Below are 25,064 nucleotides of genomic sequence, written 5' to 3' on the forward strand. Positions count from 1 at the left end.
TGGCATGATACCAAGCACAGCAATGCCTATTGCTTGTACTTTCAAATATTATGGAGACTAAAACATGAAAAAACTCGTATTGGCCGCATTGGCCGCCATGACTTTATTATCTGCCTGTAACACTGTATCAGGCTTCGGTAAAGACGTATCCAAAGCCGGCGACAAGCTTGAGCAATCCGCCGACCGCCACGCCCACTAATTCAACAGCATCAAATATCTTCACCCCCGCAACCGCTGTTACTGCGGGGGTATTTTTCAAACCGAAAGTACGAACATGAAAGCATTCACGCAAATCACCGCACTGGTTGCCCCGCTTGACCGCGCCAACGTCGATACCGACGCCATTATTCCCAAACAATTCTTAAAATCCATCAAACGCAGCGGCTTCGGCCCCAATGCCTTCGACGAATGGCGCTACCTCGACCACGGCGAGCCGGGCATGGACAACAGCAAACGCCCGCTCAACCCCGATTTTTCGCTCAACCAGCCGCGCTACCAAGGTGCGCAGATTCTGCTTACCCGTAAAAACTTCGGCTGCGGCTCCTCGCGCGAGCACGCCCCGTGGGCACTCGACGACTACGGTTTCCGTGCCGTAATCGCCCCCAGCTTTGCCGATATTTTCTTCAACAACTGCTACAAAAACGGCCTGCTGCCGATTGTGTTGAGCGAAGAAGAAGTCGACCAACTGTTTAAAGAAGTAGAAGCCAACGAAGGCTACCGGTTGGCCATTAATTTGGAAAAACAGACCCTGACCACACCGAGCGGCCAAACATTTACTTTCGACATTACCGAACACCGCAAACACTGCCTGTTAAACGGTCTCGACGAAATCGGCCTCACCCTGCAACACGCCGGTGAAATCAAAGCATTTGAAGAAAAGCGCAAAGCCTCGCAGCCGTGGCTGTTTAATGCTTAATTCCCCCACCAATAAAGCGACAGTTGGGGTTGTTGCAAAAATATCTTAAAGGCCGTCTGAAAACTTAATGTTTCAGACGGCCTGACTCAATATCTATCCCTATTTTTTACCGCCAATCTGCTCACATTTCCCCGTGGTGAGATAAGCTTGTGCGGAATCAGCATCTTGGCATCGGTAAGCCTCACCAATGCTGTTCATCCACAGCGCCAAGGTATAACCGCTAGTTGCTTTCGGCGTAACCACCAAGTTATAGCGCGAACTTTTGGCTGCGTCAGGCATGGCCACGGTTATATCGTAGCGGGCAACCAAATCCGGTTCTTTAAATAATCCGGATATGTGGCTTTCCAAATCGGTTTGCGAAGATAGCGAACCGGGTTCACTTACCCGCTTGGTTTTAATATTGTTATTGATATCCACCAATTCCGCGTGAGCATCGGTTAAATGTCCGCGCTCGATATAGTGGTTATACGACGGGTAAGCAATTGCAGCGAGAATGCCGATAATGGCCACCACAATCATCAATTCAACCAAGGTAAAACCTTGTGTTTGCCGTTTCGGTTTCATACTTCCCCTTAACTTGCAGCAACATAAGACTGCAAAATCACTACCGTATTACTATTTTGGCCCCATGCTTTAGCAGTTACGCGATAAATAACCGTGCCGTCGGTTTGGGTGCTGATATATTCGATAATATAACGGGGGTTGGTTCTAGCACCTGCAACCGTTACCGCCCTGCCATTGGTGTCAAGGCACGAGCTGTTATTATTGCCGCAGGTAACGCGCTCCCAAGCAGCTACGCCGCCTGTTTCCGCTTGAACAACAATATCCCCGAAAGTGCCGGCTGTTGCATTGGCAGGGCTGCATAAAGCATCGGTACAATTCGGTGAAAAAGTTACTCTGTTTTCAAATTCGGCTGTCGCAATTCTGCTCTCACCTGTACGCAAAGCTGTTTCTGCCAAGGTGGTGGCATATTTATGGTCGGCATCGTTGGTGCTGATACGCTGCTCGGTGTTATACGATTGCGTTACACTTACTACCAAAAATGCCACCACAATCATCACCATCAGCACAATAAACAGTGAAAAACCCTGTTGTGCCGATTTAGGTGTAGAAATTATGAAAGGCTGCGGTTGGCGCATGTGTTTCCTCCCCTTATTGTTGCGTCGATAGTGTAGATTTGATTGGCATTCGCTGCGCCCCCGTTCAGATTGATGCGCACAAAAGCAGGAACCCTATTCAACTCGGTTGAGTATTGGAAAGTTTCAGTATGCCCTGCCCCATCAGGACAATTATTAACATAGAGATATCTGAAAGTTGCCCCTGTAACACCACTTACCAACAATTGGGGGTTACCCCATGAATCCCCATTCAACTGGAAACGGAAGAAACCTGTTTGTCCGCCGATAGAGCCGGTTGCGTACGCATGTACGGCATAACGCAAAACGGAAATTTCACTATCGTTTACCGTTGCTCCGCCCAATTCGCTCTTAATGGTTGCTGCCGCAGGCCGGTTATCATCTGCCGGTCGAACCAAAGCGTTGCATGTGCTAAACACCAAAGGTTCGCCTACCGAAGGATTTTCACTGCCATAGATAAAGACCAAAGCATCAGAAGAAGCTGCAAAACCTGCCGGACTAAAATCAGCTCTAGCAATACTGCGGACAGGCATCAGGTTGTCGGCATCGTTCTCCAATCTGAAAGCTTCACTACCGGAGGTATTTGTATTTTTATCACTAATGGTTCTGCTGCCCTTTTTGGCTTTTACTACTACCGCACTTCCGCTACCTATAGTTTCGGTATGTTTCTCAATATCGGCCATCATATTGAAGCAACCGAAGCCACCTGCCATACGGGCATCGCGCACCACCATATTGGCGGCATTACGCAAATCTTGCTGTGTGTTCATACGGCTGTCGGCGGCATTATTTAACTGACGGGCGGTAAAATAACCTTTGCTCACGGCCACCAAGACAATCATGCTTAATGCGCTGGCCACCAAAAATTCTATCAGGCTGAAACCCTTGATATTTTGCGCGCCCGTAATCAGCGGGTAATATTTTTTGTTTTTCATATTCGCTCTGTCATCTGATTAGTCTGGCATACGTGCTTCATAAGTATAGACCAACTTATTGTTATTACTTGCATTACTATTTAACGTGTTTTCATTTGCTTTTTCCGTATCGACCTGCCAAAGCACTTTAATGAATAAAGGATCACCATCCCCGCCTGTACAATTGGTTTGTGTGCTACCATTAGCCGCAATCGCCATCGCCCTACCTGTTGTGTCGTTACAAATGGTGTATTTAATATCCGCATTTGGCAAAGCTCGAGCTAACGCATCTTCAAAACGCCCCAATTGATCTAATAACAAATCCCTTTTATCCATATTTGTAGCCGTATCTTGCTGACACCATCCACTGGTTACACATTTGCGCACTGTTTTATTATTGATTCTCGAATTTCTATAACTTAATGCCCTTGCTCCAGTAATAATTGCATCATATCTTTTTCTAACCCAGCCCGTTTCTTCTCCATTTACACCTACTTCTACCGACAAAGTCGGGTTAATCTGCATTCCCTCCATCAAGTTCTGTACTGCTTGGGCGACAACGGTTTGGCTCTCGGCTTCGCGCACGCTGGATACGGTGCGCAATTGGGTGGCGAGCAATGCCAGCACGCCGACGGCCAATACGAACATGGCCACCAGCACTTCAACCAGCGTCATGCCGCTTTGGCTTTGTTTCAGACGGCCTTTACTGCCCGCCGGTGTGCAGATTGCGGCGTTTGTGTGTGGATGGTTCGGGTATAAAGTTTTGCGCATATTTTCCCCATGCGGTTTTTATTTAAGGGTTAGTGCTCGGGTGAAACCGTATCTTTTAGTTTAAGGCAACGGTTATTCATCTTTATATTTGCACAGTTTGGCAATTGTGCCTGTGGCTCCGCTTTCGCATTTCTGCACCCTGCCGCTGCTGTCTATCAACAAAATCGAAGCCCGCGATGCTTTGGTGTTGTCGTCTTTTGCGGCGGCATCGGTAGCGGCAATTTTGACAAAACCGCCGCCTATAGTGAATGTGCCGTCTGTGGCGGCGGCGTGGCCGAATGTGCCATTAGGGTAAAATGCCCACACGGTATTGCTGTTTTGTTTTGTGCCGCTGAAGTTGTAGGTATTGAACTGGTAGCTGGTGCGCTCTTCATTTTGTGCGTTCAAAATAACGGTGCGCAAATCAATATCGGTGTTACGCGTGTAACTGCCGTCTTTGTTGGTGTCGGCAAATGCCACCATGCCTTTGCCTGCATGGGCGGTGTTGCAGTAGAGATCGGGATTGCCGTCCACTTTAATTTGTGCGGGGCAAACATAAACCGGCAGATTCAAACGGACGGCTTCGCCGCGGGCGAAGCGCAGGAGATTGGCCACCTGCTCCGCCTGGCTGGCGGCTCGGCGGGAGGCTATCCATTGGCTCATATTGGGAAAGGCTATTGCGGCCATAATTGCCACAATGGCAATCACGATCAACAGCTCGGTTAAGGTGAAACCTTGGTATTTTGAACGCATGAGCAAACCTGACGACGTTGTTTGGGTAATGTGTTTTTTTAAATATTCAATCTGTTTTTCAGACGGCCTGATATAGGCTGATTAATATTTAAGCGGTAATGCCATAAAAAACACCCGCAGCCGGCCACGGGTGTTTAATCTGCGATTGTGCAATCATGCCCCCGTTTATTCGGCCCTGCTCTTTGGCAGTTTTGTTTATTTTCGTTGATTATTGTAAACGATAACGCGGCGGCATACCTAATAAAATATGAAATCCGCCTACTTGGCGGCGGAAATCTGTATCAATCTTCCATCATTGCGGCATCGGGCACGTAGGCGGCGTTTTCAAATTTGGTGAACTGGCCGATAAAGGTGAGAAACACTTTGCCCGTGGGGCCGTTGCGGTGTTTGCCGATGATACATTCTGCCAAACCTTTAAACTGGGTTTCGGCATTGTAGTATTCGTCGCGGTACATAAACATAATCAGGTCGGCGTCTTGCTCGATGGCGCCGGATTCGCGCAGGTCGGACATCATCGGCCGTTTGTCGGTGCGCTGTTCCACCGTGCGGCTCAATTGCGACAAAGCAATCACGGGCACTTGCAGCTCTTTGGCCAAAGCTTTGAGCGAGCGGGAAATTTCGCCCAGCTCGGATGCGCGGTTGTCGCTGCGGCCGGAGCCTGCCATCAATTGCAGATAGTCGATTACAATCAGGCCGAGCTTGCCGTTAAACTGGCGGGCAAGGCGGCGGGCGCGGGCGCGCAGCTCGAGCGCGGTTAAGCCAGGGGTTTCGTCGATAAACATGGGGGCGTCGGAAAGCTTGACGACGGCGTCGTTCAGACGGCCCCAATGTTCGTCTTCCAAACGGCCGGTTTTGAGAACGTGCTGGTCGAGCCTGCCCACCGAGCCGAGCATACGCATCACCAGTTGCGCGCCGCCCATTTCCATAGAAAACACGGCCACGGGCAGTTTGGATTCGACCGCAACGTGCTCGGCGATATTGATGGAAAACGCGGTTTTACCCATAGACGGCCGGCCGGCCACGATAATCAGGTCGCCCGGTTGCAGGCCGGAGGTTTTTTTATCCAAATCGATAAAACCGGTGGCAATGCCGGTTACTTCGTCGGGATTGTCGCGCGAATAAAGCATATCGATGCGCTCGACCACTTCTTTCAAAAGCGCGGGCATCTCCAAAAAGCCCTGTTTGGATTTGGCCGTGCTCTCGGCAATCTGGAAAACTTTGTTTTCGGCTTCGTCGAGAAGCTGCCCCGCGTCGCGGCCTTGCGGGTTGTAGGCGCTGCGGGCGATTTCGGTGCCCACTTCGGCTAGCTGGCGCATAATCGAGCGTTCGCGCACGATTTCGGCATAGCGGCGGATATTGGCGGCCGAAGGGGTGTTTTGCGCCAAAGTAATCAGATAGTTGAACCCGCCGGCGGCCTCCAGCTCTTCGCTGCGCTCCAAAGCCTCCTGCACGGTAATCACGTCGGCGGGGCGGCTTTCGTTAATCAAGTTGGCAATGCTGCGGAAAATCAGCCGGTGTTCGTGGCGGTAAAAATCTTCGGTGCCGACCACATCGGCGATTCTGTCCCACGCGGCGTTTTCGAGCAGCAGGCCGCCCAACACCGACTGCTCCGCCTCCATAGAGTGCGGCGGCAGCGACAACGCGCTCACTTCGCGGTCTTCAGACGGCATCATATCGGTGTAGTCGTTCATAGGTTTGGCCTTAGCGTTTGGGAAAGCCGTTTATTATAGCCGAAGGCGCGGAGCGGCGGTTTGGATAGTTATTCAAAATAAAAAAGCGGTAAACAGCGGCTAAAGCTGTGAGGTTTCTTCGCTATAAACAGCCAAGCGGTGCTATACTCACGCCCGTTTAAACCGATTTGAAAAAGGAAACATCATGGCTGATTTCAACAAAATCCTCACTCCCGGCGACGTGGACGGCGGTATCATCAATGTTGTGAACGAAATTCCCGCAGGCAGCAACCACAAAATCGAATGGAACCGCAAACTGGGTGCTTTCCAGCTCGACCGCGTGGAACCCGCTATCTTTGCCAAACCCACCAACTACGGCTTTATCCCGCAAACCCTCGATGAAGACGGCGACGAGTTGGATGTTTTACTGGTTACCGAGCAGCCTTTGGCCACCGGCGTATTTTTAGAAGCGAAAATCATCGGTGTGATGAAGTTTGTTGACGACGGCGAAGTGGACGACAAAATCGTGTGCGTGCCCGCCGACGACCGCAACAACGGCAATGCCTACAACAGCTTGGCCGATTTGCCGCAGCAATTAATCAAGCAAATCGAGTTCCACTTCAACAATTATAAAGCCCTGAAAAAACCCGGCTCCACCAAAGTTGAACACTGGGGCGATGTGGAAGAAGCCAAAGCGGTGATTAAAGAATCTATCGAACGTTGGAACAAACAGGCTTAAAACCCGTGTTGCGGCAGGCACCGTAAAGAAAACCTTAATCTAAAAAAGATACCCGGATTATCCGGGTATCTTTTTGTTTCTTGAATTGCCAAGCCTGCAATCCGACCCAAACATCTCATTGTTTTAAAAGAAATAGTAGGTGCTCGAGTCAAGCCCGAGTATGACGGTGTTTAGGCATTTCAGACGGCCTTAAGGTATTTTGCAAAGATCTTGCTCTCAAAATGCCCAAACAAATTTGGCAAAGATCTCAGGCCGTCTGAAAAAATAAATCCGCAACACCTTCAAGAAAACGCCGAGGCCAATTCCTGCCGCATTTTATCGATAACGGCTTTGTAGTCGGCTTGGCCAAAAATCGCCGAGCCGGCCACAAACGTATCTGCACCTGCCGCCGCAACGGCGGCGATATTGTCGGTTTTAATGCCGCCGTCCACTTCGAGTGCAATTTTTCGACCGCTTTCACCTTCATACATATCGAGCAAATCGCGCACTTGGCGGATTTTCACCAGCGTTTGCGGAATAAAGCTCTGCCCGCCGAAACCGGGGTTAACCGACATCAGCAACACCATATCCAGCCTGTCGAGCACGTTTTCTAACACATAAACCGGCGTGGCAGGGTTCAATACCAGCCCGGCCTGGCAGCCGGAATCTTTAATCAGGCTCAGGCTACGGTCGACATGGCGGCTTGCTTCGGGGTGAAACGTGATAATGTCCGCTCCGGCTTTGGCAAAAGACAGTATCAAATCGTCTACCGGCTCCACCATCAGGTGCACGTCCACCGGCACGGTACTGTAAGGTTTGAGGGCGGCGCACACCATCGGGCCGAAAGTCAGGTTGGGCACATAATGGTTATCCATCACATCGAAATGGATAAGGTCGGCGCCCGCTTCGATAACGCGTGTAACTTCTTCACCCAAACGGGCGAAATCAGCCGATAAGATACTCGGAGCGATACGGAACTGTTGCACGATTGGTTTTCCTTTAAGTGTTTTTTGTTTCAGACGGCCTCTGATTTGAAAAGTTCAAATCACGCCGATTACAATACCATCAATTACAATATACTGTTTTCAAAACAAGTTTTAAATAAAATTTCTTTGTCATTAACGAATGTTAACCGTGATTATACCGCGCTTCACATACATATCCGCTAATATTTTGCGGGTATTGAAGTTTGGGAAAACAATATGCTTATCACAATAAAATCTAACCTCCTGCTGCAAGCTGCCGCAATTGGCGGCTGCCTGCTGCTTTTGGGCGCAACCTATGCCCAAGCCTCCCCGATGACCCGTCTTGACGATTTCCACCCCAATTGCGATGTGCGCCCGCTGGGATTGAGCCATGCCCAAACCAACGAATTGCGCAATATCCGAAAAGAATACAAAAAAGCCATCGAAAAAGCCTTGCGCAAAGACGAACGTGTGAATAAAAACCGCCGCCGCGATATTATCAAAATCCTTTCCAGCGACAAATTCAATGCCGATGATGCGCGCGATTATGTAGAAAACCGTTATCTTTCCGGCATGGAGTTTGCGGTTGACGAATTATCCATCCAACACCGTTTTTACAAACTGCTCACGCCGTCGCAACGGCAATATTGGCTGAATGCCTGCCTGCGGTAATTTACCGCCTTTCCTATCAAACTGTTTTCCAAATAAGCAAAAAGCCGTCTGAAAATTTTCAGACGGCCTTTTCTCAACACAACTACCCTATTCTCCACGCTCCGCACCCAAAATCATCGAGCCTATGCCCGAATCGGTGAAGATTTCCAGCAACAGCGCATTCGGCACGCGCCCGTCGATGATGTGGGTGGCTTTCACGCCGTTTATCGCCGCTTCCACCGCCGAGCTGATTTTCGGCAGCATACCGCCGTAGAGCGTGCCGTCGGCAATCAAATCGTCGATACGTTTCGGCGTGAGGTTGGTGAGCAGGTTGCCGTTTTTGTCGAGCACGCCTGTGATATTGGTCATCATCAAGAGTTTTTCGGCGTTCAACTCTTCGGCCAGCTTGCCCGCCACCAAATCGGCATTGATGTTGAAGGCTTCGCCGTTGCGGCCCACGCCGATAGGGGCGACCACGGGAATGTGGCCGTAAGCGATGATGCTTTTAACCAGCGAGCAGTCGATGCTTTCCACCACGCCCACTTGGCCGATGTCCACACCGTTACGCTCGGGCGTGTTGATAAACAGTTTTTTGGCGCGAATAAAATGGCTGTCGCGGCCGGTAACACCCACGGCCTTGCCGCCGTGCTGGTTGAGCAGCGACACGATTTCTTTGTTTACATGGCCGCCCAGCACCATTTCCACAATATCCATGGTTTCGCTGTCGGTAACGCGCATACCTTGCACAAACGTGCCTTCTTTGCCCACTTTGTTGAGCATATCGTTAATCTGCGGGCCGCCGCCGTGCACGATCACGGGGTTGATGCCCACCAGTTTCAGCAGCACCACATCTTTGGCGAACCCTTCTTTCAACTGCGGGTCGGTCATGGCGTTGCCGCCATATTTGATCACGATGGTTTTGCCGGAAAAACGGCGGATATACGGCAAGGCTTCCGATAAGATTTCGGCCTTTTCTGCCGCGCTGATATGCTGCGTATCACTCATGATTTTCCCTTTGAATCATTGGTTTCAGACGGCCTATGTTATACCAATCCGAAAAAATAAGCTAACCGCCCGAAGGTGGGCCGTTTTCAAAACGCCAATCCTGCTTGCTTGGCAAAATGTTGCATTCCGGCCAATATACGGGGTGGTTCACGTTTTCAGACGGCCTTTTTACATTTCGGTTACTGCAAATTGCATAGAAAACTACGATAATGCCGCCGTTCACAAACAATCTGTAGCGGCTTAAATTCAACACATAAGGTGTTGCCTCGCCTTGTCCGTATTAAATTTAAGCCACTATATAATTTTTTTGGAAGCCTTATGAAAAAATTATCCAAACTCATCTTCACCGGCCTGACCTTGGCCGCCGCCTTTTCCGCACAAGCCGAAACCCGCGCGGTTATCGACACCAACATGGGCAAAATCGAGCTGGCACTGGACGAAAAAAAAGCCCCGAAAACCGTGGCCAACTTTGCTGCTTATGCCAACAAAGGTTTTTACAACGGCACCATTTTCCACCGCGTGATTGACGGCTTTATGATCCAAGGCGGCGGCTTTACGCCCGATATGACTCAAAAAGCCACCGAAAAAGCCATCGCCAACGAAGCCGACAACGGCCTGAAAAACACCGTCGGCACCATCGCCATGGCGCGCACGGCCAATCCGAATTCCGCCACCAGCCAGTTTTTCATCAATGTGGCCGACAACGACTTTTTAAATTTCAAAAGCAAAACCACTCAAGGTTACGGCTACACCGTATTCGGCAAAGTGATTTCGGGCATGGACGTGGTAAACAAAATCGCCAAAGTGAAAACCACCGATCAAGCCTACCATCAGAATATTCCCGTGCAGCCCGTGGTTATCCGCAACGTAACGATTGTGAAATAGGCATACTTCGGCTTATTGCGCCGTTTCCCATGCAAAACGAAAAGCGGGCTTTTTGCCCGCTTTTCGTTTTGCGTAGATACTTCAGACGGCCTTGCCCTTTGCAAGCCGTTCAGGCCGAGACCTTTGCAAAAACACCTTGAGGCCGTCTGAAATGCTTAGATTCCGTCATTCCCGCGTAGGCGGGAATCCAGCTTTTAAACTATCAAGTATTTTATTTCAATAACTTATGAAAAAACGACTGGATTCCCGCCTACGCGGGAATGACGGGAAATAAATTTTTTGTGATGTTTTTTCAATTTTGCAAAGATCTCAGGCCGTCTGAAAACGCCTATTCTCTCAGTGGTGCAGAATTTTCGATAAAAACTGCTGCGCACGCTCGCCGCGCGGCGTGGTGAAGAAGGCTTCGGATGTGGTGTCTTCTTCAATGCGGCCCTGATCCATGAAAATCACGCGGCTGGCCACTTGGCGGGCGAAGCCCATTTCGTGGGTAACGCACATCATGGTCATGCCTTCTTTGGCCAAACCCACCATTACGTCCAGCACTTCCTGAACCATTTCCGGGTCGAGTGCGGAAGTCGGCTCGTCAAACAGCATCACTATCGGATCCATGCTCAGTGCGCGGGCAATCGCCACGCGCTGCTGCTGGCCGCCTGAAAGCTGGGCGGGAAACTTGTGTGCGTGCGCACTCAAACCCACGCGGTCGAGATAGGCCAAGCCTTTCTTTTCGGCTTCTTCTTTGCTGCGCCCGAGCACTTTGATTTGCGCCACGGTTAAATTGTCTTTAATCGACAGGTGGGGAAACAGCTCGAAATGCTGAAACACCATGCCGACGCGGCTGCGCAGCTTGGGCAAATGGGTTTTCGGGTCGGCCAGCGACGTGCCGTCCACCACGATATCGCCTTTCTGAAACGGCTCCAGCCCGTTCACACATTTGATCAGAGTGGATTTGCCGCTGCCCGAAGGGCCGCACACCACCACCACATCGCCTTTCTGAATCGATGTCGAACAATCGGTCAGCACTTGGAAATCGCCATACCATTTGTTGACGCCTTGAATATCAATCATGGGTTTGTTACTCATACTTTTAACCTTTGTTGCAGTTTTTTCACGCCGAACATGGCTACTGCGCTAATCACGAAATAAACGGCTCCGGCCAACAGAATATAAGGTGTCAGCAGGTTCATCAGGTCGCCGCGCACATAATTGGCACGGAAGAAATCCACCAAGCCGATAGCCGCCACCAGGGTGGTGTCTTGAAACAGAATAATGCTCTGCTGCAAAATCAGCGGCAGCATTTTGCGGAATGCCTGCGGCAGAATCACCAAGCGCATGGTTTGGCCGTAGGTCATGCCCAGCGCATAGGCGGCGTTAAACTGGCCCTTGGAAATCGACTGGATACCGGCGCGCACCACTTCCGAAAAATAGGCGGCTTCAAACAGCATAAATGCCACCGCACAAGAAGCGAAAGCCACATCGATGGTTAAATAATCGCCGGTAATCAGGCTGTACATCATCGGCACGGCATAATAAAACCAAATCAGCACCAGCAAGAGCGGTACGGAGCGGAAATAGTTAACATAGGTTTTGGCCAGAAACGACAACCAGCCGAATTTCGACAACCGCGCCAGAGCCAGAAGTGTGCCGATAACGATGCCGCCCACCACACCGAAGGCCAGCAGTTTCAAAGTTACGCCCAAGCCCTGCATCAGGCCGGGCATGGCGGCGGATAATTCGCTCATACTCAATCCGAACATTATTTATTACCCTCCGACATCAAACCGGGCACGCGCAGGCGGCGTTCCAAACGGGTCATCAACATCAGCAGCGTAACGTTGACCGCCATATAGATCAAAGTGGCGTAAGTGTAGATTTCCAGGTTGCTCTGGGTGTATTCGGCAATGGTTTTAACTTGCGAAATCAATTCCGAAACGCCCACCAGCGAAGCAACCGAGGCGTTTTTGAAGCAGTTGGTCAGTTCCGAACCCAGCGGCGGCAGAATGGTTCGGAATGCCTGCGGCAGCAAAATTTCTTTATATACCTGCTTGGTGCGGAAACCCAAAGCATAAGCTGCCTGCGCCTGCCCTTTGGGCAAAGCCTGGATACCCGTGCGCACCTGTTCGCAAATCCGCGCGGCGGTGAACAAACCCAAACCCACGCTGGCCGAAATCATAGCCGAAGTGTTCGGTGCCAAACCGAAAAACCACCACTGCTTCAAACCTTCGGGGAAAAAATTGGGGATAACGTAATACCAGATAAAAAGCTGAATCAGCAAAGGCACATTGCGGAAAAGCGTAACGTAAGCCGAAGCGATACGGTTGAGGCCTTTATGCGGCAGCGTGCGCATAATGCCCAAGAGCGTGCCCAACACCATCGCAATCGTCCAAGCCACCGCGCCGATGGCAAACAGCCACAGCAGGCCGGTAATCACCCAATTGAGGTAGATTTCATTACCGATGCCTGTTTTGTCCCACAAAACGCCCCAGTTCCAAACATAATTCATAATGCGTTCCTACCGAGAGAGGCCGTCTGAAAACAGTTTCAGACGGCCTCTTCTGTTTCACACGATATCGGCCATGATTATTCGTCGGCCGCTTTGTCGTTCGGATTGGCGATGATTTCTTTCATCTTATCCGACATCGGGAATTCCATATTCACGTTTTTCGGCGGAATCGGCTGTTCGAACCATTGGGTGTACATTTTGTTGATTTCGCCCGATTTGAACACTTCCGAGAGCGTATCGTTAACCACCTTTTGGAACTCGGCATCGCCTTTGCGCATCATGCAGCCGTAATTCTCATACGACATCGGTGTGCCGACGATTTCCCATTTGGCAGGATCAGCCGATTTCGCACGCGCACCGGCCAACAGCACATCATCCATCATAAAGGCTTGGGCACGGCCGTTTTGCAGCATCAAAAACGATTCGCCGTGGTCTTTGGCCGAAATCACATTGATACCCGCTTTGTTTTTATCGTTGTATTCTTTCAACAGGCGTTCGGAAGTGGTGCCCGATGTGGTTACCACGGTTTTGCCTTTCAAATCGGCATAATCCTTGATGCCTGTAGCCTTATCGGTCAGCAAGCGGGTGCCGACTACGAAGAAGTTGTTGGAAAATTGAACCTGCTTTTGGCGCTCGAGATTATTGGTGGTCGAACCGCACTCCAAATCCACCGTGCCGTTTACCACCAAAGGAATGCGGTTTTGCGAAGTAACCAGGTTATAGCGCACTTTCAAATCAGACAGATTCAGGTTCTTTTTCAGCGCCTCAACCACTTTCAACTGCAAATCGTGGGCATAACCGATGGGTTGGTTGGGGTTGTCCGCAATGTAAGAAAACGGAATCGACGCATCGCGGTGTCCCAAAACAATGGTGCCTGATTTCTTGATTTTATCAATCGTGCTGCCTGCCGCTGCTGCTTGATCCGGTGCCGAAGAACCTTCTTGGGCGGCTCCGGCCGTTTTGTCACCGCCGCCGCAGGCTGCCAGCGATAATGCGAGCAAACAAGCCAAGCCCAGCGGTTTAAGTGTATTGGTTACCATGTTGTTACTCCTTGGAAAACTCAGACAAAAGTAGAATGTTAATATCCGCAGCGGCTTTTACTGCCTTTGCAGCCTCCGCTATAGTTCCACATCACCCAAACGATTGTCAACAATCATACACTTATTAACAAAAATAAATTTTCAGAAGTTTTTTTAATTTCAATTTAAATATGAATATTTCAATTAATAACAAAGGTTTATCAAGATCTCAATTTTAATAGCCCATCCCCATCTCAGCCGGCCGCTTTTTTAAGACCCTAGCCATCATCAAACAGGCTTTAACAAAGCCTCAAACCATACGAAACGTTTCCCGAGCCTTTTTGTGTTACGATAACCGTTCCCATTTCAACTTTCCATTTCGGAGACTGCCATGAAAAAAGCCCTACTGGCCCTTTGTTTAACTGTTGCAACGGCAACTGCCGCCGCTGCTGCCTATAAAATCGACAGCAACCATGCCAATGCCCGCTTCGCCATCGACCACTTCGGCACCAGCACCAATACCGCCGGTTTCTATAATTTAAGCGGCAATATGCAGTTTGACCGCAAAGCCAAAACCGGCTCTATCGACATTAAAATTCCCGCTAATACCATCAGCTCGAACAACGCCCAGTTCGACAATCACCTGAAAAGCGCCGACTTATTCAATGTTGCTCAATACCCGGAAATCCGCTTCCAGTCCACCCGCTTCAATTTCAAGGGTGACAAAGTCAGCTCGGTAACCGGCAACCTCACTCTGTTGGGTAAAACCGCACCCGTTACCTTGAAAGCCACCAAATTCAACTGCTATCAAAGCCCCATGCTGAAAACCGAAGTGTGCGGCGGCGACTTTGAAGCCGTTATCGACCGCACCAAATGGGGTATGGACTATTTGGTTTCGGCAGGCGTGAGCAAAAACGTACAGCTGAATATTCAAGTCGAAGCTGCCAAGCAGTAACGGTTCCCACTTTTCAGACGGCCTCTTCTTAGCCGGTTTTAAAAGCAAAACACGCCGGAATATTCATGATATTCCGGCGTGTTTTAATGACATGAAAATCGTCATGGATAGAATCTTTACAAAATCCTAAAACAACCACTCAAAGTTTGCGCACCGTTATACTCGGGCTTGAACCGAATCTCTGCTGTTTCTTTTGTAATAAAAAGATGCTCGGTTCAATCACGAGCACTGCACAAAGATTGAGACCTTTGCAAAGGTCTCAGGTTTTAAAATACCGGCATGAGTTTTGCCAAGGCCTCGAATTGATAATATTCAGAACCCCATCGTTTTCCATGCAGCTTCGGTAACGTTTTTTGAAATCATGCAACACAATATAAAAGGCCGTCTGAAAACTTTTCAGACGGCCTTGATGATATGTGATCAAACAGCCTTTTACTCGGCAGCAGCCACTACGGTAACGTTGATGGTTGCAACGGCATCGGTGTGCAACGCCACTTCAACTTCGTATTCGCCTACAGCTTTCAGCGGGCCGTTGGGTAGGCGTACGTTGGATTTGGCGGCTTCGACACCTGAAGCAACGATGGCGGCGGCGATGTCGGCGTTGGTAACGGAACCGAACAGGCGGCCGTCAACACCGGCTTTTTGCGCGATGGTAACGGTTTGGCCGTCGAGTTTTTCCTGACGGGCTTTGGCATCGGCCAAAATTTCGGCTTGTTTGGCTTCCAGCTCGGCGCGGCGCGCTTCGAATTCTTTCATGTTGGCTTCGGTAGCGCGTTTGGCTTTGCCTGAGGGAATCAGGAAGTTGCGGGCATAACCGTTTTTCACGGTTACAACGTCGCCCAAATTGCCCAAGCCACCGATTTTTTCTAACAGAATAATTTGCATGGTGTGAATCTCCGTAAATTATTTATGTTGGTCGGTGTAAGGCAGCAAAGCCAGGAAACGGGCGCGTTTCACAGCGGTAGCCAATTGGCGCTGGTAGTGCGCTTTGGTACCGGTGATGCGTGCCGGAATGATTTTGCCGTTTTCGGAAATGAAGTCTTTCAGCAAATCTACTTGTTTGTAATCGACTTCTTGGATTTTTTCAGCCGTGAAACGGCAGAATTTTCTACGTTTGAATGATTGACGAGCCATGTCGTTTAACCTTTATATTCTTTAATGTTTTGTATCCGCAGCACCGGTTTGCTGTAACGCTGGCTTTTTTGTGCCAGAAAACCGCTTACTTCGACTACGGTTTGTTCGCGGTGCTGCCAACTGAGCGCATCCTTACCGATGATTTTGGCGGGCATTTCGAGCTTCACCAAACATTGCTGCCCGTTTTCCCGTTGCCAGGATTCGTGCACCAGCACAATATCTAAAACGGGAATGCCGGCGGGCGTATATCGCAGTTCGCTGCATCGGGCAATTTGTGCGGTAAGGGTAAAAAGATTATCCAATCTTTAGATTACGCTTCGGCGGTTTCTTCTTTAGCCGCGCTGCCGCCTTCGAGCAGGTTTTTAGACTTTTCGTCTTTCAGCATCGGAGAGGCTTCGGTTACGGCGTGTTTGGTTTTGATGGTCAGATGGCGCAGAACGGCATCGTTGAAGCGGAAAGCAGTTTCCAGCTCATCAACCACTTCGGGCGAAGTTTCGATGTTCATCAAAACATAGTGTGCTTTGTGGATTTTGTTGATCGGGTAAGCCAGTTGGCGGCGGCCCCAATCTTCAAGGCGGTGGATTTTGCCGCCGGCTTCGGTAATCATGGTTTTATAACGTTCAACCATGGCGGGCACTTGCTCGCTTTGATCAGGGTGAACGATAAACACAACCTCATAATGACGCATGTTATCTCCTTACGGTTTAAAACAGCCTTCGGCCATGCGAAAAGCAGAAGGCAAGGTTGGAAAACGCGAAATTATAACGGGCTTGCAAAGATAAAGCAAGCAGCCGTAAAAAGGTTACAATAACGCCTGCCGTATTTTTCAGACGGCCTTATTTTCCGGCCGTTATCTATAAAAACCCATGGAAACCCGCAAAATCATCCACATCGATATGGACGCGTTCTATGCTTCGGTAGAACTGCGCGAACAGCCGCGCCTGCGCGGCAAGCCCGTAGTGGTAGCGTGGGAGGGACCGCGCTCGGTAATTTGCGCGGCTTCGTATGAGGCGCGGCAGTTCGGCCTGCGTTCGGCGATGGCGGTGGCGACGGCCAAGCGGCTTTGCCCGCAGGCAGTGTATATTCCGCCGCATTTCGATTTATACCGCCGCATTTCGCAGCAGATTCATGTGATTTTTGCTCGCCATACCGATTTAATCGAGCCATTGTCGCTCGACGAAGCCTATCTTGATGTTACCCGGAATCTCCAAAATATCCCTTATGCCGGCGAGGTAGCGCGCATGATCCGTGCCGAAATCAGGCAGGAAACCGGGCTGACCGCTTCTGCGGGTGTAGCGCCGAACAAATTTCTAGCCAAAATCGCTTCCGACTGGCGCAAACCCGACGGCCAGTTCGTGCTGCCTCCGCAGAAGGTGGCGGCTTTTTTGGAAACACTGCCGTTGGAAAAAATTCCGGGCGTGGGCAAGGTAACGCTGCATAAAATGCACGCGCTGGGTATGCGCACCGCCGGTGATTTGCGCCGCTTCGAACGCGGCGAACTGCTGCACCATTTCGGCCGCTACGGCTACCGCTTATACGATTTGGCGCGCGGAAACGACAACCGCGAAGTCAAGCCCGGCCGCGAACGTTTGCAGATTTCCACCGAAATCACGCTGCCCGAAGATTTGCCGCTGATTGAAGCGGCCGGGCATTTGCCTCATTTGGCCGAAGATTTGTGGCGGCAGATGGGGCGTAAAAAAGTGGCGGCCCGCAGCGTAACGCTCAAGTTGAAAACCGCCGATTTCCGCATCATTACCCGTTCGCTGACTTATTCTTCCCCCCTGCCCGACTCTGTTGCGCTGTTGCAGGCGGCACACACTTTGCTGGCACGGGTACCGCCGCAAACCGATGATGCGTTCCGCCTGATCGGTATCGGTGTCGGCCATTTGACGCCCGAGGGGCAACAACGGCAGCTTTGGAACGATTGACTCTTTTCAGACGGCCTTTGGCAAACCTGCCGCAACGCAGATTGCCGTTTGAAACTACACGCACTTTCAGCGCAGCCGCAAAACCCGCTATAATCCGAGGTTCTTACTCAGTCCGCACCGTGCCATGATCAGCCAATTCAAACATATAGGCATCGTTACCCGCCCCCAAACGCCGCATATTCAGGAAACCCTGCACACGCTGGTGGATTTTCTGCACGAAAAAAAACTGGATATTTACCTCGACGAAGCCAGCCTGCACGACGGTTCCGCCTGCGCCGAAGATGCGGAACGCTGCCATATTCTCGATAAGGGCAGCCTCGGTAAAAAATGCGACTTGGTGGTGGTATTGGGCGGCGACGGTACGTTTCTGTCGGTGGCGCGCATCATCGCTCCTTTCCGCGTGCCGGTTATCGGTGTCAACCAGGGGCATTTGGGGTTTCTCACCCAAGTGCCGCGCGAAAACATGACTCCGATACTCAACGGCATGCTCTCGGGAAAATACCTGCCCGAAGAACGTATTCTGCTCGAAACCACCCTGATCCGCGACGGAGAGGCCGTTACCACTTCGCTGGCCTTGAACGATGTGGTGTTATCGCGCGGCGGTGCGGGCCAAATGATTGAATTCGAAGTGTTTATCAACAAAGAATTCGTTTACACCCAACGCTCGGACGGCCTGATTGTTTCCACCCCCACCGGCTCCACCGCCTATGCGCTCGCCGCCGGCGGCCCGATTATGCAGGCCAGCCTGCGTGCGTTCACGCTGGTGCCCATCTGCCCGCAATCCATGACCAACCGCCCGATTGCCGTCGCCGACACTTGCGAAATCGAAATATTGGTTACCAAAGGCGGCGATGCCCGCGCCCATTTCGACGGCCAGTCGTTTATCGATATCCATACTTTCGACCGCATCAAAATCCACCGCTACCGCCATCCGCTGCGCGTATTGCACCCCACCGATTACCAATACTACAAAACCCTGCGCCAAAAACTGCATTGGGGCGAACAGTTGGTTTAAACACACCATTAAACGAAGAAGGCCGTCTGAAAGTTTCAGACGGCCTTTGCATCACTTTTACCAAAAGGCTTTAAAACCAGCCTTTGAGCAAAGTAAACACAAACATCACCACGGCAAAGGCATAAAAGCCCAAACGGGTGCGGTTGCCCACATGAACGTGCATATCATGCAGAATATAGTAGAAACGGTGTACGCCGTGCCACAAGATGGTAAACACCACGGCACACAACACCAGATACACTAATTTGTTGCTCACAAAACCGTGCACGCTGTCGTAAAACTCGGCCGGGCTGCCCAATATGCCGAACGGCAGCAGCAGGCACAGCACCACCAGCACCGGTGCGAGGATGATGGCGGCAACGGTGCCGCCGGCTGAGAAAATGCCCCAATACAAAGGCTTCATGTGTTTGTTGCTCATCATTCTGCTCCTCTGTCAGGCCAATACGGCAACCAGTAACACCAACACCACGAACACAGCGGCAAACGCACCCCAGCTGGCTTTCACCAATACCGCGGCAGGCACGAATTTTTCGCCTTTCTGTATCGGCATCGCCTTGGGCACGGCTTCAAACCAAGTTTTGCTGTTGAAACAGGCAGCGGCAACGGCCAACAGGTTAAACAGCACCACCAGCGGGCTTGTCTGCATTTCCACCCAGCCGGCCCACGCATCAAAGCTGCCGGCCAACGAAGCCAAGCCGCAAAACAGGTTGAGGGCGGCAAATGCCACCGGCACGCTGGTCAGCTCGCGCAGCATATAGAGTTTGAAAAAGCGGTTTTGCATATACCAATTGGCCGGCTGCTTGGCGGTATAAGGTTTGCGGCTCATATTATGCCTCCTCTTTTTTCAGGTTGGACAATGCCCAAAACGGCACAGCTGCGGCTTTGGCCTGCTGGATGGCGCCGGCGGGATCGACGTGTTTCGGGCATACTTCCGAGCAGTAACCCACAAACGTGCATGGCCAAATACCATTCTCGCCGTTCATCACTTTAAAGCGTCCGGCTCTGCCGGTATCGCGGTTGTCGAGGTTGTAGCGGTGCGCCAGCGCGGTGGCGGCTGGGCCGAGAAAATTGGCGTTCAAACCCACCTGCGGGCAGGCCTGATAACACAGCATGCAATTGATACACATGGTGTATTGCTTGAATTTGGCCAGCTCGGCAGGGGTTTGGCGGTATTCCTTATCGGCCAGCGCGCGCGGGTTTTTATTGATGATGTAGGGTTTGACCGACTCAAGTTTTGCGATAAACGGATCGGCATCCACAATCAAATCTTTTTCGATGGGAAACTGATCAAGCGCGCCCACGGTGATTTTACCTACCGCAGCATATTCGCGCACGAAAGTGGAACAGGCAAGTTTGGGTTCGCCGTTGACCACCATGCCGCACGAGCCGCACACTTCCATGCGGCACGACCAGCGGTAGGCCAGCTCCGGTTCGAAATCGTCTTTCACCAGCGCGAGTGCGTCCAAAATCGACATATCCTGCGTCCATTCGATATCGAACACCTGCGGCCACGGTTTTTCGTCGACACCCGGGCGGTAGCGCATCACTTCCAGTTTGATGGTATTGCTCATGATTTTTTCTCCCCTTCTGCACCGTAAACCCGTTTGGCGGGCTGCGATTTGGTGATTAACACGCTGCTGTATTCAATCTGCGGGGGTTCTTGGCCGCCGCGGTAAAAACTCAGGGTGTGTTTGAGGAAGTTTTCGTCGTCGCGCTCGGGGAAATCCAAACGCTGGTGTGCGCCACGCGACTCGGTGCGGGCATCGGCGGAATAAATCATCGCCTCGGCCACATCCAACAGATAACCCAGCTCGATGGTGGTGAGCCAATCGGTGTTGTACGTGTCGGAATGGTCGGTTACGCGCACATTCTGATAGCGCGCTTTCAAATCGCGGATGGCGGCTTTGGCGCGCGCACCGTTTTCGGCGCTGCGGTAAATGCCCACTTCTGCCTCCATCATCGCGCCCAGTTCGCGGCGGATGTCGGCCGGTTTCTCGGTGCCGCCGGTGCGGTTTTTCAATTCGGCAAACGGTTGGTAAGCCTGCTCTGCCAACGCGGCGAACGCTTCGCGGCTCAAACCGCTGCCGACGGTTTGCGCGTGTTTCAGCGCATCTTCACCCGCCACTTTGCCGAATACACACAGCTCGGCCAGCGAATTCGAACCCAAACGGTTGGCGCCGTGCAGGCCCACCGACGAACATTCGCCTACGGCAAACAGTCCTTTGATGCGGGTTTCGCAACGCTGGTTGGTTTCGATGCCGCCCATGGTGTAGTGTGCGGTCGGGCGCACCGGAATCGGCTCGTGCACGGGATCGACACCGACGAATTTCTGAGCCAGCGAGCGGATAAACGGCAGCCGCTCATTGATGAAGTCTTCGCCCAGATGGCGCAAATCCAAATGCACCGCATCGCCGCGCGGCGTGCTGATGGTGCGGCCGGCTTTCCATTCGTGGTAGAACGCCTGCGACAGGCGGTCGCGCGGCCCCAGTTCCATATATTTGTTTTTCGGCTCGCCGATAGGCGTTTCCGGGCCTAAGCCGTAATCCTGCAAATAACGGTAGCCGTCTTTGTTTACCAGAATACCGCCTTCGCCGCGGCAGCCTTCGGTCATCAGAATGCCCGAACCGGGCAAGCCGGTGGGGTGGTATTGAACGAATTCCATATCGCGCAGCGGCACGCCGTGGCGGTAGGCCATCGCCATGCCGTCGCCGGTTACGATGCCGCCGTTGGTGTTGAAAGCGAACACGCGCCCTGCGCCGCCGGTGGCGATGATCACGCTTTTCGCCTGTACCGCGCGCACCACGCCTTCTTGTAGGCCGTAGCACAACACGCCGGCCAATTCGCCGTTATTAATTAACAAATCAAGCGCGAAATGTTCGTCCAAGCGTTTGATGTTGGGATACTGCATCGAGGTTTGGAACAAAGTATGCAGCATATGGAAGCCGGTTTTGTCGGCGGCAAACCACGTGCGCGGAATTTTCATGCCGCCGAAACGGCGCACATTGGCGCGGCCGTCGGGCAGGCGCGACCACGGGCAGCCCCAGTGTTCCATCTGAATCATCTCTTCGGTGGCGTGTTCGACAAAATACTGCACCACATCCTGCTCGCACAGCCAGTCGCCGCCCGAAACGGTGTCGTTGAAGTGGTTTTCGAGCGAATCGTCGTCGCGCACTACACCGGCCGAACCGCCTTCCGCCGCCACGGTATGGCTGCGCATCGGATAAACTTTGGAAATCAGGTGTACGGTTTTATCGGGTGCGGCGCGCGCGATTTCAATCGCCGCCCGCAAGCCCGCACCACCTGCGCCCACAATCGCCACATCGGTTTGAATGATGTCCATATTGTCTGCCTTTTTTGTTGGTAGTCGGTTGTGTTATTAAACAACATTGTAAACAAATCCTGTAACCGCCTTTTGACAAAAGGCAAATTTAGCCGAATCTCGCCGGCTTTAACCGTAAAAAAGGCCGTCTGAAAAGACGGCCCTGTCAAAAAAGAAATAAAAATACGCATAAACCGGCGCCCTATAGCTAATCCAATTTAAGATAAGTATAAAACGGCGGGCCGCAGATAATACAAATAGTACGGCAAGGTGAACCAACGCTGTAATTATTTTTAAAGCGGGGCAGCTATTACTCTCCGCAGGCGTTGCAGCCGGGCATACTGCCCGCTTGAAGGCGCAGGGCTTTGCGCTGTTCGGCTGCCTCGAAACGGCAGTGCTGCTGCTCGGTTTTCAATTCCAACGGCGGCACGGGCACGGGCTTGCCGTCTTCCACCGCCACCATGGTGAAATAACAGCTGTTGGTGTGGCGCACGGTGCGTTCACGGATATTCTGCGCCTCCACGCGTATGCCCACCTCCATCGAGGTGCGGCCGACATGGTTGACACTGGCTAAAAAAGTAACCAGTTCGCCCACATAAATCGGTTCTTTGAAGGTAACTTTGTCCACCGAAAGGGTTACGCAGTAGTGGCCGCTGTAACGGCTGGCGCAGGCATAGGCCACTTGGTCGAGCAGTTTGAGCAGGTCGCCGCCGTGCACGTTGCCGCTGAAATTGGCCATGTCGGGCGTCATCAATACCGACATCTGTAATTCATGTTGGAATTCTGTTGCAGTGTGTGTGTTCATATTGTGCTTTCTTTAAATATCCGAGGCCGTCTGAAAAAAACTTACAGCCATTTTTTGCGTGAGAAAAAGGTTAACAGGCCCACAATCACCAAGGCCATCAGGCCGAGCACCATAAAATAGCCGTAACGCCAATGCAGTTCGGGCATATTGTCGAAATTCATACCGTAAATACCGGTGATTACGGTTAGCGGCATAAACAGAATGGTAATCACGGTCAATACGCGCATCTGCTGGTTCAAGCGGTTGGATTGGAACGACAAATGCACGTCCATCATGCCCACAACGGTATCGCGCGAGGCATCCAAAGATTCGGTTAACTGCACGGTGTGGTCATACACATCGCGCAGATAAATGCCCGCCTCGCCCTGAAAAATAGTGAAATCGCCGTGCGCCAAACGGTAAAGCACATCACGCAGCGGTTGCAGGGTTCGCCTCAACCGCACGGCGTCGCGCTTGAGGCGGTGGATGCGCCCGAGCAGCTCGTTGTTGTCGATGTTGGCGTTAAACAGGGTTTTATCGATGGCTTCGACGCGATGGTCGTATTGGTTGAGCGTGATGAAATAATCGTCTATCAGGCGGTCGATAATGCGGTAGGCGAGAAAAGCGGCGGGCTTGTTGCGGATATCGCAGCGGCTGTCGGCCATCTGCTTGCGGATACTGCTGAACAACCCCAGCGGGCGCTGTTGGAAAGTAAACACGAAATCTTTGCCCGCAATCAGGTAAACCTGATCCGATTGCAACTTGCCTGCGTTGTATTGATACACCCGCGCGGCAATAAAAACATAGTGGCCGTAATCCTCGATTTTAGGGCGCTGTTTGCGGCTGAGAATGTCTTCCAGCACCAAATCGTGAATATCGTAAGGCGCCAGCAACGGTTGCAACACATTAATATCGTTGATGCCGACAAAATGCAGCCAATTGGTTTCGCCTGCTGCGGGAACATGCAGGGCGGCCGCACATTCCTGCGGCAGAAAATCTGCTTGGAAAAAACTGCCGGCAGAATAAACGGTTTGGTGCAGCGCGTGTTGCGGCACATCGGAAATATCGCTGCGCGGCACCGCGCCTTCGGCAGGCGGAAACGGTGTGGAAACGGTGGTATCGGTCATATCGGTTACATCATGGTGAGGCCGTCTGAAAAACTGCGTGTTACGCCTTTACGGCAAAGCGGCTATTTTATACCTTTATATTTATACCCGCCCGGCCGGAAGATGTCGATTCCGATTAACTGCGGCTATGGTGCCTATCAAACACCGCCGCTTTTCAAGTGTGGCATGCCAAAAACAGGCAAGCGGTTTTTCAATGCCAAACTGTTGGCAACGATGTTGCCGCAATCACTCAGGCTCAATTCTGTTTCGGCAATCAGCAGGTTGGCAGGGCGGCCTGCGTGCAAGCTCATGCGGATTTCGGCGGGCACAAACGGCAGTTTGTGGCGGGCGGCAAAAGCGGCGGCGCGGCGGTTGGCCAGTTTGAGCATAGGCGTGAGGGTAACGTCGAGATGAAAACGGCGCACGCCCAAAACAATGATGCGGGCGGCGAACCAATCGGCTTCTTCGGTAAACACATCCGGGCTGCGGCTGTCGAAATCATGGCGCATGGCGGCAATCAGTGTGGCAACGGTGCGGATTTGCGGCAACAATGCCTCGCTCACTTGGATACCGTCGGTTTGCGGCAGCCCGGTAGCGCATAAATCGCTGCGGTGGGTGTTGCCGTCAACAATCAGATGGCAGCGGTGCAAGGCGGCGGGTTGTGTTTGGGCGGTGTGTAAGGCGGCGGTTTTCATGTTTTGCTCCTGTTCGGTATTTTTCATCTGTTTACAGGCGGCGGATTTTTAAAACCAACAAAAAGCCGCCTGAAAATTCGGGCGGCTCTGTTTCGCGTTTGCTTAAAGTTTATCTGGCATTTCAGACAAGCGCAAAAAAGTACCGCACGTTTGTGTGGTACCAATAAAAATAAGCAAAGGGGCGAATGTTTGAAGTGTTCATGGGCGGCAATTTAAAACAAAGCGTCGAGAATTGTCAATATCCAT

At 51.6% G+C, this 25,064-nt stretch carries 31 protein-coding genes; 8 read left to right on the plus strand and 23 right to left on the minus strand.

Annotated features, from left to right (window positions below; genetic code table 11):
* The first annotated feature begins 64 nt into the window (after positions 1 to 64).
* Positions 65 to 199 (plus strand): entericidin A/B family lipoprotein, encoded by a 135-nt coding sequence (locus tag NQ012_RS00335; protein WP_257065442.1) that lies wholly within the window; start codon positions 65 to 67, stop codon positions 197 to 199.
* A gap of 75 nt (positions 200 to 274) precedes the next feature.
* Complete coding sequence (gene leuD, locus NQ012_RS00340; protein ID WP_257065443.1) at positions 275 to 916, plus strand: 3-isopropylmalate dehydratase small subunit; 642 nt, start codon at positions 275 to 277, stop codon at positions 914 to 916.
* A 99-nt stretch (positions 917 to 1,015) separates the two neighbouring features.
* Here leuD and NQ012_RS00345 read toward each other — a convergent pair whose 3' ends face one another.
* From NQ012_RS00345 to dnaB, 6 genes are all read right to left on the minus strand, one after another.
* Entirely contained in the window at positions 1,016 to 1,480 is a 465-nt protein-coding gene (locus tag NQ012_RS00345; protein WP_257065444.1) for a PilX family type IV pilin, read from the minus strand.
* 8 nt (positions 1,481 to 1,488) lie between these two features.
* The gene (locus NQ012_RS00350; RefSeq protein WP_257065445.1) at positions 1,489 to 2,055 is read right to left on the minus strand and encodes a pilus assembly PilX family protein; all 567 of its coding nucleotides are present in this window, start codon (positions 2,053 to 2,055) and stop codon (positions 1,489 to 1,491) included.
* Entirely contained in the window at positions 2,031 to 2,987 is a 957-nt protein-coding gene (locus NQ012_RS00355; protein WP_257065446.1) for a PilW family protein, read from the minus strand. Before NQ012_RS00355 ends, NQ012_RS00350 begins: the two co-directional genes overlap by 25 nt.
* Positions 2,988 to 3,005: 18 nt before the next feature.
* Positions 3,006 to 3,737 (minus strand): type IV pilus modification protein PilV, encoded by a 732-nt coding sequence (pilV, locus tag NQ012_RS00360; RefSeq protein ID WP_257065447.1) that lies wholly within the window; start codon positions 3,735 to 3,737, stop codon positions 3,006 to 3,008.
* 72 nt (positions 3,738 to 3,809) lie between these two features.
* The gene (locus NQ012_RS00365; RefSeq protein WP_257065448.1) at positions 3,810 to 4,469 is read right to left on the minus strand and encodes a GspH/FimT family pseudopilin; all 660 of its coding nucleotides are present in this window, start codon (positions 4,467 to 4,469) and stop codon (positions 3,810 to 3,812) included.
* A gap of 281 nt (positions 4,470 to 4,750) precedes the next feature.
* Positions 4,751 to 6,160, minus strand: a complete 1,410-nt coding sequence (gene dnaB / locus NQ012_RS00370; protein ID WP_257065449.1) for a replicative DNA helicase — start codon at positions 6,158 to 6,160, stop codon at positions 4,751 to 4,753.
* A gap of 184 nt (positions 6,161 to 6,344) precedes the next feature.
* Between dnaB and NQ012_RS00375 the strand changes: the two genes are divergently transcribed.
* On the plus strand, positions 6,345 to 6,878 hold the full coding sequence (locus tag NQ012_RS00375; RefSeq protein ID WP_257065450.1) for an inorganic diphosphatase: 534 nt from the start codon (positions 6,345 to 6,347) through the stop codon (positions 6,876 to 6,878).
* Positions 6,879 to 7,159: 281 nt separating this feature from the next.
* Here NQ012_RS00375 and rpe read toward each other — a convergent pair whose 3' ends face one another.
* The gene (gene rpe, locus NQ012_RS00380) at positions 7,160 to 7,843 is read right to left on the minus strand and encodes a ribulose-phosphate 3-epimerase (protein WP_257065451.1); all 684 of its coding nucleotides are present in this window, start codon (positions 7,841 to 7,843) and stop codon (positions 7,160 to 7,162) included.
* 216 nt (positions 7,844 to 8,059) lie between these two features.
* Here rpe and NQ012_RS00385 point away from each other — a divergent pair, with 216 nt between their 5' ends.
* The gene (locus NQ012_RS00385) at positions 8,060 to 8,494 is read left to right on the plus strand and encodes a Spy/CpxP family protein refolding chaperone (RefSeq protein WP_257065452.1); all 435 of its coding nucleotides are present in this window, start codon (positions 8,060 to 8,062) and stop codon (positions 8,492 to 8,494) included.
* Positions 8,495 to 8,581: 87 nt separating this feature from the next.
* Here the strand turns inward: NQ012_RS00385 and argB are convergent, their stop codons facing one another.
* Positions 8,582 to 9,478 carry an acetylglutamate kinase gene (gene argB / locus NQ012_RS00390; protein WP_257065453.1) on the minus strand — a complete coding sequence of 299 codons (897 nt, stop codon included), beginning with the start codon at positions 9,476 to 9,478 and terminating at the stop codon, positions 8,582 to 8,584.
* A gap of 318 nt (positions 9,479 to 9,796) precedes the next feature.
* Here argB and NQ012_RS00395 point away from each other — a divergent pair, with 318 nt between their 5' ends.
* A complete protein-coding gene (locus NQ012_RS00395; RefSeq protein WP_257065454.1) occupies positions 9,797 to 10,363 on the plus strand; it encodes a peptidylprolyl isomerase in 567 nt (188 codons plus the stop codon).
* A gap of 336 nt (positions 10,364 to 10,699) precedes the next feature.
* On the opposite strand, the gene NQ012_RS00400 is transcribed toward NQ012_RS00395, so the two are convergent.
* The 4 genes from NQ012_RS00400 to NQ012_RS00415 all read right to left on the minus strand — a co-directional run bounded on the left by NQ012_RS00400 (position 10,700) and on the right by NQ012_RS00415 (position 13,903).
* On the minus strand, positions 10,700 to 11,443 hold the full coding sequence (locus tag NQ012_RS00400; RefSeq protein WP_425451630.1) for an amino acid ABC transporter ATP-binding protein: 744 nt from the start codon (positions 11,441 to 11,443) through the stop codon (positions 10,700 to 10,702).
* Positions 11,440 to 12,102, minus strand: coding sequence for an amino acid ABC transporter permease (locus NQ012_RS00405; RefSeq protein WP_257065455.1), 663 nt, complete (start codon positions 12,100 to 12,102; stop codon positions 11,440 to 11,442). The genes NQ012_RS00400 and NQ012_RS00405 overlap by 4 nt, the downstream gene beginning before the upstream one ends.
* 14 nt (positions 12,103 to 12,116) lie before the next feature.
* Positions 12,117 to 12,863, minus strand: coding sequence for an amino acid ABC transporter permease (locus NQ012_RS00410; RefSeq protein WP_257065456.1), 747 nt, complete (start codon positions 12,861 to 12,863; stop codon positions 12,117 to 12,119).
* Between the two features lie 77 nt (positions 12,864 to 12,940).
* On the minus strand, positions 12,941 to 13,903 hold the full coding sequence (locus NQ012_RS00415; RefSeq protein ID WP_257065457.1) for a glutamate/aspartate ABC transporter substrate-binding protein: 963 nt from the start codon (positions 13,901 to 13,903) through the stop codon (positions 12,941 to 12,943).
* Between the two features lie 370 nt (positions 13,904 to 14,273).
* On the opposite strand from NQ012_RS00415, the gene NQ012_RS00420 reads away from it, so the two are divergent.
* A complete protein-coding gene (locus NQ012_RS00420; RefSeq protein ID WP_257065458.1) occupies positions 14,274 to 14,837 on the plus strand; it encodes a YceI family protein in 564 nt (187 codons plus the stop codon).
* Between the two features lie 432 nt (positions 14,838 to 15,269).
* Here NQ012_RS00420 and rplI read toward each other — a convergent pair whose 3' ends face one another.
* Genes rplI through rpsF form a run of 4 tightly spaced genes read right to left on the minus strand, consistent with a single transcriptional unit; the run spans position 15,270 to position 16,659 of the window.
* Complete coding sequence (rplI, locus tag NQ012_RS00425; RefSeq protein WP_085364862.1) at positions 15,270 to 15,722, minus strand: 50S ribosomal protein L9; 453 nt, start codon at positions 15,720 to 15,722, stop codon at positions 15,270 to 15,272.
* A gap of 18 nt (positions 15,723 to 15,740) precedes the next feature.
* Entirely contained in the window at positions 15,741 to 15,971 is a 231-nt protein-coding gene (gene rpsR, locus NQ012_RS00430) for a 30S ribosomal protein S18 (protein ID WP_003678863.1), read from the minus strand.
* 5 nt (positions 15,972 to 15,976) lie between these two features.
* Positions 15,977 to 16,273 carry a primosomal replication protein N gene (gene priB, locus NQ012_RS00435; RefSeq protein WP_257065467.1) on the minus strand — a complete coding sequence of 99 codons (297 nt, stop codon included), beginning with the start codon at positions 16,271 to 16,273 and terminating at the stop codon, positions 15,977 to 15,979.
* Between the two features lie 8 nt (positions 16,274 to 16,281).
* On the minus strand, positions 16,282 to 16,659 hold the full coding sequence (gene rpsF / locus NQ012_RS00440; protein ID WP_085364860.1) for a 30S ribosomal protein S6: 378 nt from the start codon (positions 16,657 to 16,659) through the stop codon (positions 16,282 to 16,284).
* A 178-nt stretch (positions 16,660 to 16,837) separates the two neighbouring features.
* Between rpsF and dinB the strand changes: the two genes are divergently transcribed.
* Together dinB and NQ012_RS00450 are read left to right on the plus strand one after the other, a co-directional pair.
* Positions 16,838 to 17,899, plus strand: a complete 1,062-nt coding sequence (gene dinB, locus NQ012_RS00445; protein WP_257065471.1) for a DNA polymerase IV — start codon at positions 16,838 to 16,840, stop codon at positions 17,897 to 17,899.
* Between the two features lie 124 nt (positions 17,900 to 18,023).
* Positions 18,024 to 18,914 carry an NAD(+) kinase gene (locus tag NQ012_RS00450; protein WP_257065473.1) on the plus strand — a complete coding sequence of 297 codons (891 nt, stop codon included), beginning with the start codon at positions 18,024 to 18,026 and terminating at the stop codon, positions 18,912 to 18,914.
* Positions 18,915 to 18,984: 70 nt separating this feature from the next.
* Here NQ012_RS00450 and frdD read toward each other — a convergent pair whose 3' ends face one another.
* The 7 genes from frdD to NQ012_RS00485 form a co-directional block, all read right to left on the minus strand.
* Positions 18,985 to 19,335 carry a fumarate reductase subunit FrdD gene (gene frdD / locus NQ012_RS00455; protein WP_257065474.1) on the minus strand — a complete coding sequence of 117 codons (351 nt, stop codon included), beginning with the start codon at positions 19,333 to 19,335 and terminating at the stop codon, positions 18,985 to 18,987.
* A 12-nt stretch (positions 19,336 to 19,347) separates the two neighbouring features.
* Positions 19,348 to 19,740, minus strand: a complete 393-nt coding sequence (locus NQ012_RS00460) for a hypothetical protein (protein ID WP_257065475.1) — start codon at positions 19,738 to 19,740, stop codon at positions 19,348 to 19,350.
* A 1-nt stretch (position 19,741) separates the two neighbouring features.
* A complete protein-coding gene (locus tag NQ012_RS00465; protein WP_257065476.1) occupies positions 19,742 to 20,485 on the minus strand; it encodes a succinate dehydrogenase/fumarate reductase iron-sulfur subunit in 744 nt (247 codons plus the stop codon).
* Positions 20,482 to 22,254 carry a fumarate reductase (quinol) flavoprotein subunit gene (gene frdA, locus NQ012_RS00470; protein ID WP_257065478.1) on the minus strand — a complete coding sequence of 591 codons (1,773 nt, stop codon included), beginning with the start codon at positions 22,252 to 22,254 and terminating at the stop codon, positions 20,482 to 20,484. Before frdA ends, NQ012_RS00465 begins: the two co-directional genes overlap by 4 nt.
* A gap of 289 nt (positions 22,255 to 22,543) precedes the next feature.
* The gene (locus tag NQ012_RS00475; protein ID WP_257065479.1) at positions 22,544 to 23,038 is read right to left on the minus strand and encodes an acyl-CoA thioesterase; all 495 of its coding nucleotides are present in this window, start codon (positions 23,036 to 23,038) and stop codon (positions 22,544 to 22,546) included.
* Between the two features lie 41 nt (positions 23,039 to 23,079).
* Positions 23,080 to 24,144 carry a magnesium/cobalt transporter CorA gene (gene corA / locus NQ012_RS00480; protein WP_257065480.1) on the minus strand — a complete coding sequence of 355 codons (1,065 nt, stop codon included), beginning with the start codon at positions 24,142 to 24,144 and terminating at the stop codon, positions 23,080 to 23,082.
* A gap of 137 nt (positions 24,145 to 24,281) precedes the next feature.
* Positions 24,282 to 24,818, minus strand: coding sequence for a hypothetical protein (locus NQ012_RS00485; protein WP_257065481.1), 537 nt, complete (start codon positions 24,816 to 24,818; stop codon positions 24,282 to 24,284).
* Positions 24,819 to 25,064 lie beyond the last annotated feature (246 nt).

It is taken from the genome of Neisseria dentiae (assembly GCF_024580525.1).
GTDB lineage: Bacteria > Pseudomonadota > Gammaproteobacteria > Burkholderiales > Neisseriaceae > Neisseria > Neisseria dentiae_A.